This is a genomic window from Agrobacterium sp. lyk4-40-TYG-31 (assembly GCF_030209855.1).
GTDB lineage: Bacteria > Pseudomonadota > Alphaproteobacteria > Rhizobiales > Rhizobiaceae > Agrobacterium > Agrobacterium vaccinii.
On the sequence record NZ_JARVRE010000003.1, the window covers coordinates 386,040 to 400,677 of the forward strand.

At 57.0% G+C, this 14,638-nt stretch carries 11 protein-coding genes, 1 tRNA gene and 1 pseudogene; 8 read left to right on the forward strand and 5 right to left on the reverse strand.

The window, feature by feature from the left end; translation table 11 throughout:
- Position 1: 1 nt before the first annotated feature.
- From QRN55_RS04955 to QRN55_RS04970, 4 genes are all read right to left on the reverse strand, one after another.
- Positions 2 to 997 (reverse strand): ABC transporter permease, encoded by a 996-nt coding sequence (locus QRN55_RS04955; protein ID WP_284775331.1) that lies wholly within the window; start codon positions 995 to 997, stop codon positions 2 to 4.
- On the reverse strand, positions 997 to 2,010 hold the full coding sequence (locus QRN55_RS04960) for an ABC transporter permease (RefSeq protein ID WP_284775333.1): 1,014 nt from the start codon (positions 2,008 to 2,010) through the stop codon (positions 997 to 999). Before QRN55_RS04960 ends, QRN55_RS04955 begins: the two co-directional genes overlap by 1 nt.
- The gene (locus QRN55_RS04965) at positions 2,003 to 3,493 is read right to left on the reverse strand and encodes a sugar ABC transporter ATP-binding protein (RefSeq protein WP_284775335.1); all 1,491 of its coding nucleotides are present in this window, start codon (positions 3,491 to 3,493) and stop codon (positions 2,003 to 2,005) included. Before QRN55_RS04965 ends, QRN55_RS04960 begins: the two co-directional genes overlap by 8 nt.
- Positions 3,494 to 3,613: 120 nt before the next feature.
- Positions 3,614 to 4,588 carry a substrate-binding domain-containing protein gene (locus tag QRN55_RS04970; protein ID WP_284775336.1) on the reverse strand — a complete coding sequence of 325 codons (975 nt, stop codon included), beginning with the start codon at positions 4,586 to 4,588 and terminating at the stop codon, positions 3,614 to 3,616.
- A gap of 239 nt (positions 4,589 to 4,827) precedes the next feature.
- Here QRN55_RS04970 and QRN55_RS04975 point away from each other — a divergent pair, with 239 nt between their 5' ends.
- From QRN55_RS04975 to QRN55_RS04990, 4 genes and pseudogenes are all read left to right on the forward strand, one after another.
- Positions 4,828 to 5,907 carry a LacI family DNA-binding transcriptional regulator gene (locus tag QRN55_RS04975; protein ID WP_284775338.1) on the forward strand — a complete coding sequence of 360 codons (1,080 nt, stop codon included), beginning with the start codon at positions 4,828 to 4,830 and terminating at the stop codon, positions 5,905 to 5,907.
- 88 nt (positions 5,908 to 5,995) lie between these two features.
- A complete protein-coding gene (locus QRN55_RS04980; protein ID WP_284775340.1) occupies positions 5,996 to 6,616 on the forward strand; it encodes a pyridoxamine 5'-phosphate oxidase family protein in 621 nt (206 codons plus the stop codon).
- 704 nt (positions 6,617 to 7,320) lie between these two features.
- Positions 7,321 to 7,394 (forward strand) — tRNA-Gln (locus tag QRN55_RS04985).
- A 577-nt stretch (positions 7,395 to 7,971) separates the two neighbouring features.
- Positions 7,972 to 8,659 (forward strand): annotated as a pseudogene (locus QRN55_RS04990) (IS3 family transposase); the annotation flags it as partial.
- Between the two features lie 112 nt (positions 8,660 to 8,771).
- Here the strand turns inward: QRN55_RS04990 and QRN55_RS04995 are convergent.
- The gene (locus tag QRN55_RS04995; RefSeq protein WP_284775342.1) at positions 8,772 to 9,659 is read right to left on the reverse strand and encodes a LysR substrate-binding domain-containing protein; all 888 of its coding nucleotides are present in this window, start codon (positions 9,657 to 9,659) and stop codon (positions 8,772 to 8,774) included.
- Between the two features lie 133 nt (positions 9,660 to 9,792).
- Between QRN55_RS04995 and QRN55_RS05000 the strand changes: the two genes are divergently transcribed.
- From QRN55_RS05000 to QRN55_RS05015, 4 genes are read left to right on the forward strand one after another with little or no spacing between them, the layout of a single operon-like run.
- Positions 9,793 to 11,415, forward strand: coding sequence for an AMP-binding protein (locus QRN55_RS05000; protein WP_284775344.1), 1,623 nt, complete (start codon positions 9,793 to 9,795; stop codon positions 11,413 to 11,415).
- Positions 11,415 to 12,596 carry a thiolase family protein gene (locus tag QRN55_RS05005; RefSeq protein ID WP_284775346.1) on the forward strand — a complete coding sequence of 394 codons (1,182 nt, stop codon included), beginning with the start codon at positions 11,415 to 11,417 and terminating at the stop codon, positions 12,594 to 12,596. The genes QRN55_RS05000 and QRN55_RS05005 overlap by 1 nt, the downstream gene beginning before the upstream one ends.
- Entirely contained in the window at positions 12,593 to 13,834 is a 1,242-nt protein-coding gene (locus QRN55_RS05010) for an SDR family NAD(P)-dependent oxidoreductase (RefSeq protein WP_284775347.1), read from the forward strand. Before QRN55_RS05005 ends, QRN55_RS05010 begins: the two co-directional genes overlap by 4 nt.
- On the forward strand, positions 13,831 to 14,634 hold the full coding sequence (locus QRN55_RS05015; protein ID WP_284775349.1) for a cyclase family protein: 804 nt from the start codon (positions 13,831 to 13,833) through the stop codon (positions 14,632 to 14,634). Before QRN55_RS05010 ends, QRN55_RS05015 begins: the two co-directional genes overlap by 4 nt.
- Positions 14,635 to 14,638: the final 4 nt, after the last annotated feature.

Genomic DNA, 14,638 nt, shown 5'->3' on the forward strand with positions numbered 1-14,638 from the left:
GTCATGCCTTCTTTCTGCGTGATGCGAAATAGTTGGAAACCAGTGTGCGTGCCGCCATGACGACGATCATCAGCACACCCCAGAGCGCCGTTGCGAGGTGCTGGTTGGCACCCATCAGGTTCAGCCCGGAAGACAGAAGCTGTAGCACGATCAGCGCGACGAACACTGGCAGGACCCGGCCAAAACCACCGAACGGGTTGATGCCGCCCAGAAACGCCGCCAGCACCGTGATCAACAGATAGGATTCGCCATGCCCGACACGTACCGAGTTGAAGCGTGCCAGCATAATGATACCGGCCACCGCGCACATGAGACCTGAGAGCGTGTAGACGAGAACGACGATCTTGCGGGTGTTGAGGCCGGAATAACGGGCCGATTCCATGTTGGAACCGATCATCAGCAAGCCGAAACCAAGCTTGGTGCGCGTCAGCAACACGTGCCACAGAGCAACGCAGACGATGAAAATCAGAAGCGGTATCGGCAGACCGAAAACGGAGCCATGGCCGATCGGCGCGACATAGTCGGGAAAGCCCGAGACATCGCCGCCGCGCGTGAGAAACTCGCCGAGACCGCGCAGAAAGATCATCATCGACAGCGTGATCAGAATGGGATGGGCGCGTGTGTAGGCAATGGCAGCACCCGTCAACGCACCCGCAGCACCGCCGGTGGCGAGCGCTGCCACACACGCCAGAAAGAACGTGGCTGGCGGCGCATCGACGCCGCCATACGCCTGCAACACCCATGCGGCAGCAAGCCCGGAAAGATTGGCGGCAAAGGTGACGGACAGGTTGATGCCGCCGGTCAACAACGGCAACAGCATGGCCAGTGTGAGAAGGCCGAGTTCTGGCAGTTGGAAGGCAACCGAGCCGAACGTACCCAGCGACAGGAAGTTATCTGCCATCAACCCGAAGATGAGCATGACCGCGACGAAGGCGACGCAGGGCCCCGCCATATCGGCCCCGAAGGTGGCGTTGAATTTTTGAACGAAGGGCTTCATCAACGCTTGCTCCCTTTTCTGGAAGAACCCTTCAGGCTGGCTGGCAAAAGCTTGTCCAACCGCGTGGAAGAGAGCGTGATTGCAACGAGGATGATCGCGCCGACGATCATCTTGAAGGCGAAGGGCGAGACGCCCATCAGGTTGAGGCCGTTTTGGGTGATCGAGACCATCAGAACACCGAGAACACAGCCCAGAACAGAGCCTTTGCCCCCACCCAGCCGCGCGCCGCCTAGAACGGTCGCAGCGAGCACATCGAGTTCGCGTCCGTAAAGAGCGTTGGGCACCACTTCCTGCGCATAATGCGCCTGCATCAGCCCGGCAATTCCGGCCATCAGCCCCAGCCAACCGAAGGAAATGTAATGCATGGCGCCAATATTGATGCCGAAGCGCCGCGCACCCTCCGGGTTGTCGCCGAAGGCGTAGAGTTGCCGCCCGATGGTCGTGCGCGAAATCATGAACCACGTGGCCACGCAGCAGAGGATCATCACCACGACCGGCAAGGTTAGTTCCAACCAGGAGCCATCCGGCATTTCGCGTTCGTAGAAGACGACGCGGTTGGAAAGCCAATCCGGCAATTTGTAGATCGACACGCCCTTGGTGAAAAACATCAACAGGCCGAAGAAGATGTTGAAGGTCGATATGGTGGCAACGATCGAGATGATGCGAAAACGCCAGACCAGCAGCGCGTTGATCAGCCCCAACCCGATGCCAACGGCACCGGCAATGATGAACCCTTCCGCCCAGCTGCCGCCACCCAGAGCCGTGAGCGCTAGAACCGTGACATACTGCACGACAGAGGCTGCGACGGCAAAGGAGATGTCGATACCGCCGGATATCAGCACCACCAGCAGCCCGACGGCAAATATGATGTTGACGGCCGAGACGTTCAGCACGTCGAATGCGTTCGATACGGTCAAGAACCGGTCCGTGCCAAACGAAAGCCCGGCGCACAGGAGGATCATCACCAAGAAAAGCGTGAACTCGGTCGTATTTCCAAGAATTATCCTACGCATAGATGGCAGACTCCAGTTTGGTCAGCGACACCTCACGCGGATCGTAGGTCGCGTGGAACCGGCCTTCCACCATGTGGATGACCCTGTCGGTGTTGAAATAGACTTCCGGCGGCTCATCGGAGATCACGATGATGGAAAGGCCATCTGCTGCAAGTTTTCGAACGATCTCGAAGATACCGGCGCGGGCACCGACATCGACCCCCACTGTGGGAGCATCGAGGATGAGGATCTTCGGCCCGATCGCGAGCCATTTGGCGATGGCGATGCGCTGCTGATTTCCGCCTGATAGCGTTCGGATCGGGTCTTCCGGCAGGCCGATCTTGACGCCGAGCGCAGAAATCCAGTTCGAAACGACGCTCTTCTTTTTCGACGGAGAGATCAGCCCGTGGTTCAGCAACTTGTCAAGCGAGGCCATGACCAAATTATCGGCAATGGATTGTGGCTGGTTCAAACCGAGCGACAGGCGGTCTTCGGAAAGATAGGCAACACCTGCACGGATCGCATCCCGGTTCGACCGGAAATGCATCTTTTCGCCTTCTATGTGTATTTCACCGGACTGCGGCTGCAGCATCCCGAACAGCGTCAGGGCAAGCTCCGTGCGGCCAGCACCCAGCAGCCCGGTTATGCCAAGCGTCTCGCCGCGACGCAGATCGAACGAGACATCCTGAAACTCACCTTCGCGGGTCAACCCACGGACGGACAGCACGACAGGCTGATCGTCATGATCTCCCGCAATCACCGCACTATCGAAATTGCGTCCGGTCATCAGTTCGGTCACGCGCGACTGCGTCATGCCTTCAACGGGAAACACACCGACCAGCGCACCATCGCGCAGTACGGTAATCCGGTGTGAAATTTCCAGCACTTCCGCCAGTCGATGCGACACGAAGACCACGGCGATGCCGGAGGCCGCAAGGTTGTGAACGATGTCGATCAGGTAATCCGCTTCCGATTGTGTCAACGAAGCGGTGGGCTCGTCCATGAACACGATGCGGGCGTCGCCGACCAGAGCGCGGGCAATGGCGACGATCTGGCGCTGCGCGATGGGCAATTCCTTGAGGGGTCTGTGAATGTCGATCTCGACACCGAGCCGCGCCAGTGCGGCCTCGGCGGATTTCTCGATAGCGCGCTTGTCGACCAGTCCGTACTTGCCTTTCACGGCGTGCTGAAAACCGATGTTTTCGGCGACACTCATTTCGTCGAACAGTGCGAGATCCTGCCAGATGACCTGAATGCCAAGCGATTGGGCAAGCGCCGGTGTCATCGCAGCAATCGGTTCGCCGGCAAAGGAGAGTTCGGCCCCGGCTTCAGGCTTGTAGACACCGGTGATCACCTTGATCAGCGTGCTCTTGCCACATCCGTTTTCCCCGGCAAGGCAATGCACCTCTCCGGGATTGACCTCGAAGGACACGCCTTTCAGGGCGCACACACCGCCGAAAGTGACTTTGATGTTCTTGAGGGACAGGAGCGGTTTTTCGCTCATAATCGCGTATCTCTCCGGTCGCCGCACTTATATTGGCGGACGCCATAAAATCTGCATTTCTACTGTGAACCGGCGTCGCGTGACATTTGCGTCCACGCGACGCCGTGGCCTTGGGGAGGATCAGAGGCCCATGGAGACGAGGTTGTCGATGCTGTCCTTGTCGATCTTCAGCAGCTGGTCGACGATGATCGTATTGCCTTCGGGCGTGATTGTGCCGAGACCTTCGATATTATCACCGGCTTTGGGAACCTGACCCTTGGCGATGTGGTCTGCAAGCGTGATGAAGACCTCACCCGCCAGCTTCGGGTTCCACATGAACCCACCTGTCAGCGCGCCGGATTTGATCAGCTTGGCGCCCTGTCCCGGCGAGAATGGGCCGATAACGAAGACTTTGCCGTCTTTACGGCGCTCTTCGACCGCGCGCCCAGCGCCGATCGGTCCCTGCGAGCCGAAGGCCAGAAATCCATGCAGATCAGGGTTTGCCGACATGAGATCAAGCGCCGTAGAGCGGCTCTTGTCTAGGTCTTCGGCAACGCCGTAGCGGTCGCCGACGAGTTTCATATCCGGGTAATTCGCCTTGATATAGGCAATGGCCGCATCGGCCCAGGCATTGTGAAGCGGAACGGTCAGAGAACCGACGAATACGGCGTAAGAGCCTTTGCCGCCCATCTTTTCGCCTAGCAACTTGCCATGAGCTTCACCGAAACCCTTTGCGGAGGCTAGCTCGAAATCCCAATCTGCACCAAGCTGCTTGGGCGATTCATGCGTGATAACCTTGATGCCAGCAGCCTGCGCCTTTTTCAGAACCGGCTCCAGCACCTTCGCGTCATTCGGCACGACGCCGATGAAGTCGACTTTCTGCGCGATCAGATCTTCGATAGCGCGCACCTGCAAGGCTGGATCGGCGCTGGTCGGTCCGACCATGAAGCCGTTGACGCCGAGCTTGGTGCTCTGCTCCTTGATTCCAGCTTCCATAGCGTTGAACCATGGAATGCCGCCGATCTTGACAACGACGCCCACCTTCGGACCCTCGGCAAAGGCCGTGGATGACAGCAGTGCGAGCGACAGACCAAGGGCTGCGATTATTTTCTTCATGGATGTTCCTCCTCCAAACACTCGGCAATCGGCTTTTCGCAGCGGTTTCTTGATACTTCCGCGCGCAAAATCTTTCATCTCGCCCATTCGAGACGTTCCCGTGCCACTCCCATAGCAACCATCTCCGCACAATCGATATTGCGTGTTTGCACAATCGATGGTGCAATGAACATAACACGACGCACTCTTTCGTCAAGAGGACAACTGCTTCTATAGTGGGAATCAGTAGGGGGACCAAAATGACGGAGCCGAACGGCAAGAAAGCCACCATTTATGACCTGTCCGTTCTGTCAGGCGCATCGGCATCGACCGTCAGTGCCGTCTTGAACGGTTCATGGCGCAAGCGGCGAATTTCGGAAGAAACGGCAGACAAAATCCTGTCGCTGGCCAAGGCGCAGCGCTACACCACCAACCTTCAGGCGCGTGGCTTGAGGAGCTCGAAATCCGGCCTCGTCGGGTTGCTGGTGCCGGTCTATGACAACAGGTTCTTTTCGTCCATGGCCCAGACCTTCGAGGCGCAGGCGCGTCTGCGTGGGCTTTCCCCCATGGTCGTGTCCGGTCGGCGCGATCCCGAAGAGGAACGTCGGACCGTCGAAACGCTGATCGCCTATTCCATCGATGCCCTGTTTATCGCTGGCGTGACCGACCCGGATGGCGTTCATCAGGTCTGTGCCCGCGCCGCCTTACCCCACGTCAACATCGACCTGCCCGGCAAGCTGGCATCTTCGGTCATCTCGGATAACAGGCACGGTGCGGAAGTTCTGACATCGGCAATCCTCGCCCATGCCGCCCGCAACGGAGCGCTCAGCCCTGAAGACGTCATTCTATTCGGCGGCCATGACGACCATGCCAGCCGCGACCGCATCGCCGGTTTCCACGCGGTGAAAAACAGCTATTTCGGCATTGAAAGCAGCGACGATATCGAGATCACGGGTTACTCGCCGCGTATGACGGAACTCGCCTTCGAGCGTTTCTTTGACCGCAAAGGTCGCCTGCCGCGCTGCTTCTTTGTCAACTCTTCCATCAATTTCGAAGGCCTGCTTCGCTTCATGGGACGGCACGACGGCGAGACGTTCGGCGACATCGTCGTCGGCTGTTTCGACTACGATCCCTTCGCCTCGTTCCTTCCGTTTCCGGTCTACATGATCAAGCCGGATATCTCCAAGATGCTGGAACGAGGTTTTGACCTGTTGGAAGAACCCCCGGTCCGCCCCACGGTCACGATCATAGAGCCGAAACTGATCCCGCCAAGGACAGCGCTCGAAGGCCCCCTCGATGACATCAAAGATCCCGCTCCGTTGATCGGCGGTGCTCGATAATCAGATATCAGCGACCCATCACTGGATGTGAAGGCAACGTCTCGTATGATAGGGTAGTTCATTCTCTTCTTCAGTGAGGAAAAGCGCCATGCCATATCACTTTCTGGAGGTCGCAGTGACCCCAAGCGTAAGGGCCGCTCAAGCGGAAATGGGTGCTGATCAAATCTGGCTCGGCGGCCACGACCGCCCGTCCGACCGGTTCACCGAAAACGAGATCGCATTCATCGCCTCGCGCGACAGCTTCTATATGGCATCTGTATCTGAAACAGACTGGCCCTATGTGCAGCACCGGGGCGGGCAGCCGGGCTTTCTCAAAGTCATCGATGAACAGACGCTTGCCTTTGCGGATTACAGCGGCAACCGGCAGTATATCAGCACGGGCAATTTCGCCGTCAACGATCGTACCTGCCTGTTCCTGATGGATTATGCACGCCGCGCCCGTCTCAAAATCTATGCCCATGTCGAGCACTTGACGCTCGAAGAGGACCCCGCCCTCACAGCCGCTGTCTCCGACCTGAATTACCGTGCGCGCGCCGAGCGAATTTTCAAGCTGAGGCTCGAAGCCTTCGACTGGAACTGCCCGCAACACATCACACCGCGTTACACTGAACACGAGGTAGAACAGGCCGTCACCCCTCTCCGCGAAAGGTTATCTCAACTGGAGGCGGAAAACGAGGCTTTGCGCGTAAGGATTGGTGAACTAAGGTAGGAAAACCGAAGTTTGCACGCGGCGCGGAGCGTCCGTGGTTTGCGGTGGTTTAGGCCCGGAGAGCACACGCAAATGCGATGATGTCTCTGGTATGGTGGTCTATGTGTCCGCATTTGCGTGGCCACTGGTTGTTCCGTTCGTCTGTTTCCTCAGCATAAGCCGAGGGGAGGGTTTGTCTGAGGCGTTATGGCTCCCATACAAACCCTCCATCCGTCTCGCCACGCAACCAGACATCTTGGCTTGCCGGAGCTCTCGATGGGTCCGGGGCCGTCGGCTGGGGTCGTGGCACCGATGTCCCGGTTTCAGCCGCACGTTCCGGCCAAACCCAAACACCACTTCCAGCCGCCACGATGTCTCGCGATACACCCTGACGATGGAAGCGAGGCAATTGTAGGCACAGCTTCGGGGACCATTGAGAAAGCTTTTCTCGATTTTTTGCGTTTTTCTGATAAGGTTTTGATTTTGAATGGATGTTTTTCATAGAAGCTGTACTTCACGTGGCATTCACCACATTTCGTCAACATCCGCCATTACCGACCAACGAAAATTCAGCCACTCGCCTGAGCTGGCCAGACGAGTTACGTGCAGTAGAAAATCCCTCCAGCAGCATTTTTCCTGACCGAAACGCATTTTTCAGCTTGCATAGCGAGACAAATCATTTATACGACCCCCTTAACGAAGCGGCACAGCCACTTCGGTTGCGTTGGGGAATAGTTCAACGGTAGAACGACGGACTCTGACTCCGTTAATCTTGGTTCGAATCCAGGTTCCCCAGCCAGTCTCTCTTTTTTAAATAAAATCAATTATTTAGGCAAAATCTGAAAAGAGTAACCGGAACACTTTTCCGAGTCATCCTTGCGGATCAGCACGCGATATTCTTTCCCTCTCGAATCCCTTACAATATGCGCAACTTGGCAATCGGATATTCAAGAGGGTGCGCATGGATTTTATGTCGTGGCTGCTTACGCTAATCGGCATGGGTAGCGATCAAGCGATGCGCCGAAGCGACAAACGCGCCGAGGTATCCCGATTGAACGCCGGTGAGGTCGGCAAGCGCTTGGTATCCCCGTAATTGCTACATCGCGCCTCAAACGGATTGCGTCACAGATCGCAAGCGAACACCCTGAATCACATCTTAGCATCGTGAAATTTCTGGAAGAGCAGCAATCGATTGCTTTGACAATGCTCAAGACAACGGAAGACAATAAAACAAAAATTGCTACAGCGAGTGGCTTTCCCGATTGGGACAAAACAGTTCACGATTTTTAGGAATGGCGCATCACTGCGTCACGCATACCCCCTTGGATACAAGGAATTGTAGACAGGTGGGACGTGATCTTTCTTGAGAACGGGATATCCGTGAGGTGATGAAGCTGGTGGCATACGAACGTCGCCGTTTCGGGTATCGACGCATTCACGTCATGCTGGATCAACAGGGCATTACCATGAACCTCAAGAAGCTCAGACGGCTCTATCGGGAAGAAAAGCCGACCGTGCGTAAACGCGGGCGCAAGCGGGCTTTGGGAACGCGGCGACCTTTGGCGCTACCGTCGCGGCCCAACGAGCGCTGGAGCCTGGACTTCGTTAGCGACGCCTTCACGGATGGCCGTCGCTTTCGCGTTCTTGACGACTTCACCCGCGAATGCCTAGCTCTGGTCGCCGACACGTCGCTTTCAGGTCGGCGGCTTGCGCGGGAACTTGATGCCGTCATCGCCCCAGGAGGGAAGCCACAAAAGATTGTCTCCGACAATGGCATGGGGATGACGAGCATGGCCATTCTCGAATGGTGCCAAAGCACTCACGTCGAATGGCGATTAAATCGCGCCGGGCAAGCCGATGCAGAACGGCTTCGTCGAAAGCTTCAACGGCAGCTGCCGCGGCGAATGCCTCAACGAAACATTGTTCTCGTCACTGACACAGGCAAGGACGGAAATCACAGCATGGAAGAAGGACTACAATCAAAACACACCACACTTTTCACTGGGCAACATCACACCCACTGAATTCGCAATGAAAATGGCTATGGAAAAACTGGCCGCGTAAGGCCAGATTGAAAACCCCAGACTCTCCTGAAAACTGGAGGGAAGATGGGTCTCAGGTCACAATTAAAAACTCCAATTTAGTGACTTTACAATTGGTTTTTTAGCCCAGTTTTCTACGTTTCTTTGTAAACGGTTAATATATCCAGGAAACGACGCAGCGCAGGGACTGTGATCTTTGCCCGGTAGACAAACGAAAGGTCGAGGCCTACCTTGAGGTCGATGACAGGCAGTAGCTTTACGCCATGCGGCATGCGCCATTTGTGGCATTCATTGACGAGCGCCATTCCGACACCGACTGTCACCAGCGCGAGCATTTCGGCCTCGTTTTCTGCCTCATGGACGACGTCGACGTTAATGCCTGAATTGAAAAACGCACTGTTCAGCTCGTCCGAATAAGCCGGGCTTTCACGACGGTGAAACGATATGAAGCGTTGACCCTGGAGTTCAGGCATTGTGACAGATGGTCTTTGCGCTAAGTCCGATTTTGCTGGAACGGCCAGCAGAATGTTGTGTTTGCTCACGGGCAGGATCGTCAGTGACGGATCAGCGGGTGCGTTGTAAAGAAACCCGGCATCGATGCGGCCATCATTGATGGCATCGATCTGGTCCAGCGTGGTCATCGAACTCAGCGTCAGATCGACACCCGGGTTGTCTTTCTGGAAGGCCATGATGGTATCCGGGATGGCGCCGCTCCATGCAGCCACTTCGATGAAGCCGAGCTTGAGAACGCCAGATTCTCCGCGCGCGACCGCCTGGGTTTCACTGACCGCGCGGCCAAGATCGTCCAGAATTTTTGTACAGCGATCCCGAAATGCCCTTCCCGCTGCCGATAGCTTCACACCGCGTGAAAGGCGATCAAAGAGCACCACGCCCAGTTCGGCTTCCAGAAGCTGGATCTGACGGCTGAGTGCCGGTTGCGCAATGTGAATACGCTCGGATGCGCGGCCAAAATGCTCATCCTCGGCGACAGCAATGAAATATCGAATTTGTCTCAGATCCATAGCAATTGATAGCAAAACGGCATCAGTTATGACAACTGAAAATATTAGACTGGCGCTTCGCGCCGTTGTTAGCTGGTGCGACAGCATGATGATGCTGTCAGTGTTGAGACCGCGACCATCGAAGGGATTTTAAATGCACTCCCCATTCTCCGTTTTCGAAGCCAGAGCAACCGCGAGATCCGGCGCTCCGCTTCTCATTGCACCGGCGAGTGCAGGCCTGAGCTATGCTCCCGATGGTTTTCGCAAAACCTATGGCGACGTTCTGGGCGAGGTTCACACAATAAAGGCGCAGTTTGAAGCAGCAGGTTATGGTGCGGGTCACCGTGTCGCTTTGTTGTTGGAGAACCGGCCGGAGTTCTTCAGTTACTGGTTGGCACTCAACGGTCTGGGGATCTCCATCGTCCCGATCAATCCCGATTTGCGCCCTGCCGAGCTTGAATATCAACTCAGCATCGCTGACGCGGATTTGATCGTTACCTATGCAAAGAGCGCCTCGGCATTGCAGGGGTTTTCCGTACCCGATGTCCGCATCGTGGATTTGACTGAGGACGTGCCAAAAGCGCGCGTGTCTGCCACCCGTACATCAGGTCTTCCAGAGGATGAATGCGCTTTGCTGTTCACCTCTGGCAGTACGGGCAAGCCCAAAGGTTGCATGCTCTCCAATACCTATTTCATGACACTTGCCGAGTGGTACGTGACCCAGGGCGGTGTGGCCGAGATCGACGAGGGCTGTGAAGTGGCGCTCACGCCATTACCGATGTTCCATATGAATGCGCTTGGCTGCACGGCGCTTGGCATGATCGTGAAGGGCGGAGCCATCGTGCCGCTGGATCGTTTTCATGCCAGTCGTTGGTGGCAATCCGTCAGCGATTCAGGTGCGACGATCGTTCACTGTCTGGGCGTCATACCCGCGATCCTGCTGCGTTTGCCGGAGAGCCAATATGACCGCAAGCATAACGTCAAATTTTCGCTTGGACCGGGTGTGGACGCGCAACACAAGATCGATTTCGAAGAACGCTTCGGTATTCCCATTGTCGAAGCGTGGGCGATGACGGAAACCGGCGGTCGTGCTGCCACCACGACAGCGCGTGATAAGTACGAGCCGGGCAAACGGTGTGTTGGTCGCCCGCGTGCTGGAATGGAATATCGCATCGTTGACGATACGAACACGGCTGTGGAGCTTGGCAAGCCCGGTGAGTTGATTGTGCGGGCGCAGGGCCCTGACCCACGCAATGGTTTCTTCAGCGGTTATCTGAAGGATGAAGCGGCGACAGAAGACGCATGGGTCGGCGGCTGGTTTCACACAGGCGATCTGGTCTATGAGGACGAGAACGGTCTGCTCTATTTCTTCGACCGCAAGAAAAGCATCGTGCGCCGCAGTGGGGAGAACATCGCCGTGCTGGAGGTGGAAGCGGCACTTTCCAGCCACGGCGCCATCAAGGCTGTGGCCGTAACGCCGGTTCCGGACGACCTGCGTGGTGAGGAAGTCTTTGCCTTTTTCGTAAAGGCAGATGGCGTCGCTGGAGATACTCCAGACGCACTTGCCGAAGATATCGTTCGCGATGCTGCCGAGCGCCTCGCCTATCACAAGCTGCCGGGCTATGCGGCGTTTATCGATGCCCTTCCTCTCAGCTCGACGCAGAAGCTTCAGCGTGGTGAGATCAAGACCATGGCGGCAGATTTCGTCTCGCAGGGCAAGGCGATCGATCTGAGACAGTTCAAGGCTGGTATTCGCACGCAATCGAGGTATGGTTGATGGCGGGAGCGGTAAAACGCAAGTCCTATGACGGCGTCGTTCTGGCCATGCCCGTGACTGTGCCGTATGAGCGTTTTTCCATCGAAAGCGCGCACTGGTGGATAGGTCGGGCGCTGCGGGCGTTGTCTATTGGTTCTGGCATCAGCCACCGCGAATTCGATGGCTTCGCGGTAGCGAGCTTTTCCACCGCACCAGACACGGCCATCGGCCTGACACAGCATTTCGGCCTTTCGCCACGTTGGCTCGATCACGTGCCGATGGGCGGCGTCTCCGGCATCATTTCGCTTCGCCGTGCTGCACGCGCAGTCCAGGCGGGTGATGCGGATATCGTTGCTTGTGTGGCTGGCGACACCAATCAGGTCGATACCTTCAGAAAGACCCTGTCGAACTTTTCCCGCTTTGCACAGGACGCCGTTTATCCCTACGGGGCCGGTGGGGCCAATGCCAGCTTTGCCTTGATCGCCAGAAATTACATGGCACGATACGGCGCAACGCGCGAGGACTTCGGCAAGCTGTGCGTAGCACAACGCGACAATGCGTTGCGCAATCCGCATGCTCTGATGAAGAGGCCATTGACGCTGGACCAATATATGGCCGGTCGCGCAATTGCCGATCCCATCCACCTCTTCGATTGCGTCATGCCCTGCGCCGGTGCCGAAGCCTTTCTGGTGATGCGTGAGGAAACGGCGAAGTCACTCGGACTTCCCTTTGCCAGAGTGCTCTCGACGATCGAGCGTCATCATGCCTTTGCAGAAGACGACATACAGGATCGTGGCGGCTGGGTGCGCGATATCGATGAGCTCTATTCCATGGCTGGTATTTCTCCCGAAGCAATCGATTTGGTCCAGACCTATGACGACTATCCGGTCATCTCGATGATGCAATTCGAAGACCTCGGTTTTTGCAAGAAAGGTGAAGGGCCCGACTTTGTCCGTAGCCACAGCTTCACGATCGAGGGCAGTTTCCCGCACAACACATCGGGAGGGCAATTGTCGGTCGGGCAGGCCGGAGCCGCAGGTGGTCATCTTGGGATCGTCGAGTGTATGCGACAGGTGATGGGTATCGCCGGGCCAACGCAGGTGAAAGATGCTGGCATCGGCCTCGCATCCGGGTTCGGCATGATCAATTATGACCGAGGCCTTTCCTCCGGTGCGGTTGTTCTGGCGGGAGAACGCCCATGACCACGCCGATATCCCCACCCAAACGCAAGAACCCGCTTGCGAAAACCCGCCAGCCGCTGTCGCCGCCATCGGCCCGCAGCCGCACCGCTCATGGTCTAACGATAGCCGCTGCCGAGGGGCGGTTCGTCCTTCAGCGTTGCGAAGAATGCAGCAAATATACCTATCCACCCAGAGATGCCTGCCCGCATTGCCTGTCGCATCTCCTGCCCTTTGTGGATGCGCCAACGGGTGGCACTATGATCTGCGAAACGATCATTCGTGTTTCCAGCGACAGCTACTTTCGCGAACATTTGCCGTGGCGGCAGGGCATCGTGAAATCCGACTGCGGGCCGCAGATCATCGCCCACATCCATGGCGGCTGCGTCGAAGGGCAGGCCGTGCGATTATCGCTCCAACTGGATAAGAGCGGCCAAGCCGTCATGTTTGCACTGCCCGCTCAGGAGACACCCGATATGCGCGATGATCCACAGTTGCGAGAAATGACAGCCGACCCAAGACATCGCCGTGTCCTCATCACGGATGGTCGCAGTCCTGTCGGGCAGGCGCTCGTCAAAAGCCTCGTGAAGGCGGGTGTGGCCAAGATTTTCGTCGGCATCGCTGATCCGTGGAAGCCGCTGCCAAGCGAAGCATATTTCAACGAGATAGAGGTGGTGGAATGCGTCGCGCTCGATGCGACCGATGAGCTGTCGATGTTCGATCTGGCATCCGATATCGGCGCCAAGGTGGATATCCTCATCAATACGCTCGATCATACGCGGCAGTCTCCTCTGTTTGACCGCAGCAGTGCGGGCAAGCTTTCCGATGCCGTGGATACGATGCTGCTGGGATCGATGCGACTTGCACAGGCCTTCGGTCCGGTCATGGTGAGCAGAGGGGCCGACGGCACCCACTCCGCCAGCGCTTGGGTCAATGTGCTCTCGGCCTATGCGCTCGCGAATGCGCCAGCCTATGGCGCGCTCTCCGTGGCGCATGCGGCGTGCCTGTCCTTGTCGCACTGGCTTCGTGCGGAGCTGAGGCCTGGCGGCGTTCGTCTTCTCAATGCTTTTGCTGGTCCAATCGATACCGAGTGGTATCAAACCATGCCGCCGCCAAAAGTCGCGCCTTCCCAGCTCGCCGATGCGATTGTCGATGGGCTGCAACGTGGCCTGGAAGAAATTTATGTCGGCGATGTCGCCAAGGATATTCGCGAGCGTCTGGCCGCCAATCCAAAAGCACTGGAACGGGAGATTGGCCAATGACTTCGACTATCCCATCATCTGCCGAGACCTTGTCATCGCTTGCGATGCAAATTGCCGATGGCAGCGTCAGGCTCGTTGATCTGACCCACACGCTATCGCCTGATTTTCCGACAATCGTCATGCCGCCTGAGCTTGGCCAGTCAGCGCCTTTCCGCATGGAACAAATCTCTCGCTATGACGGCGATGGCCCGGCCTGGTACTGGAACAATCTGTCGTTCGGAGAGCATACGGGCACGCATTTCGACGCGCCGATTCACTGGTACACGGGCAAGGATCTACCGCTCAACACGGTGGATACGCTGCCGACATCCGACATGATGGCACCGGTCAATGTCATCGATTGCTCGAAACAATCTGCCGATGATGCGGATTTCCAGCTGAGCATCGATGATGTTCTGGTGTGGGAAGCCGAGCACGGGCAGATCGCACCGCGCACATGGGTTTTCATGCGCACGGATTGGTCCAGGAAAACTGGACGCGCCTATGCCAATCTTCGGGAGGATGGCGCGCACACTCCCGGACCCGATGCGGATGTCATGCGCTGGCTGGTCGAGAAGCGTGATATCATCGGCTTTGGGACCGAAACAATTGGCACGGATGCCGGTCAGGCTGGACATTTCAGTCCGCCCTATCCAGCACATCATTTTCTGCATGGTGCTGGCCGCTACGGTCTGCAATGCCTTGCCAATCTCGATGTGCTTCCTGCAAAGGGCGCTATCGTGATCGCCGCTCCGCTGAAAATCAAACACGGTTCGGGCAGCCCGCTCAGAGTGCTGGCGCTTGTGGCGGACAATGATTAGCAGC

Coding starts and splice junctions, on each gene's coding strand:
- QRN55_RS05000 (WP_284775344.1), top strand. CDS start 9,793: ATGCACTCCCCATTCTCCGTTTTCGAAGCCAGAGCAACCGCGAGATCC.
- QRN55_RS04960 (WP_284775333.1), bottom strand. CDS start 2,010: ATGCGTAGGATAATTCTTGGAAATACGACCGAGTTCACGCTTTTCTTG.
- QRN55_RS05015 (WP_284775349.1), top strand. CDS start 13,831: ATGACTTCGACTATCCCATCATCTGCCGAGACCTTGTCATCGCTTGCG.
- QRN55_RS04955 (WP_284775331.1), bottom strand. CDS start 997: ATGAAGCCCTTCGTTCAAAAATTCAACGCCACCTTCGGGGCCGATATG.
- QRN55_RS05010 (WP_284775347.1), top strand. CDS start 12,593: ATGACCACGCCGATATCCCCACCCAAACGCAAGAACCCGCTTGCGAAA.
- QRN55_RS04970 (WP_284775336.1), bottom strand. CDS start 4,588: ATGAAGAAAATAATCGCAGCCCTTGGTCTGTCGCTCGCACTGCTGTCA.
- QRN55_RS04995 (WP_284775342.1), bottom strand. CDS start 9,659: ATGGATCTGAGACAAATTCGATATTTCATTGCTGTCGCCGAGGATGAG.
- QRN55_RS04965 (WP_284775335.1), bottom strand. CDS start 3,493: ATGAGCGAAAAACCGCTCCTGTCCCTCAAGAACATCAAAGTCACTTTC.
- QRN55_RS04980 (WP_284775340.1), top strand. CDS start 5,996: ATGCCATATCACTTTCTGGAGGTCGCAGTGACCCCAAGCGTAAGGGCC.
- QRN55_RS04975 (WP_284775338.1), top strand. CDS start 4,828: ATGACGGAGCCGAACGGCAAGAAAGCCACCATTTATGACCTGTCCGTT.
- QRN55_RS05005 (WP_284775346.1), top strand. CDS start 11,415: ATGGCGGGAGCGGTAAAACGCAAGTCCTATGACGGCGTCGTTCTGGCC.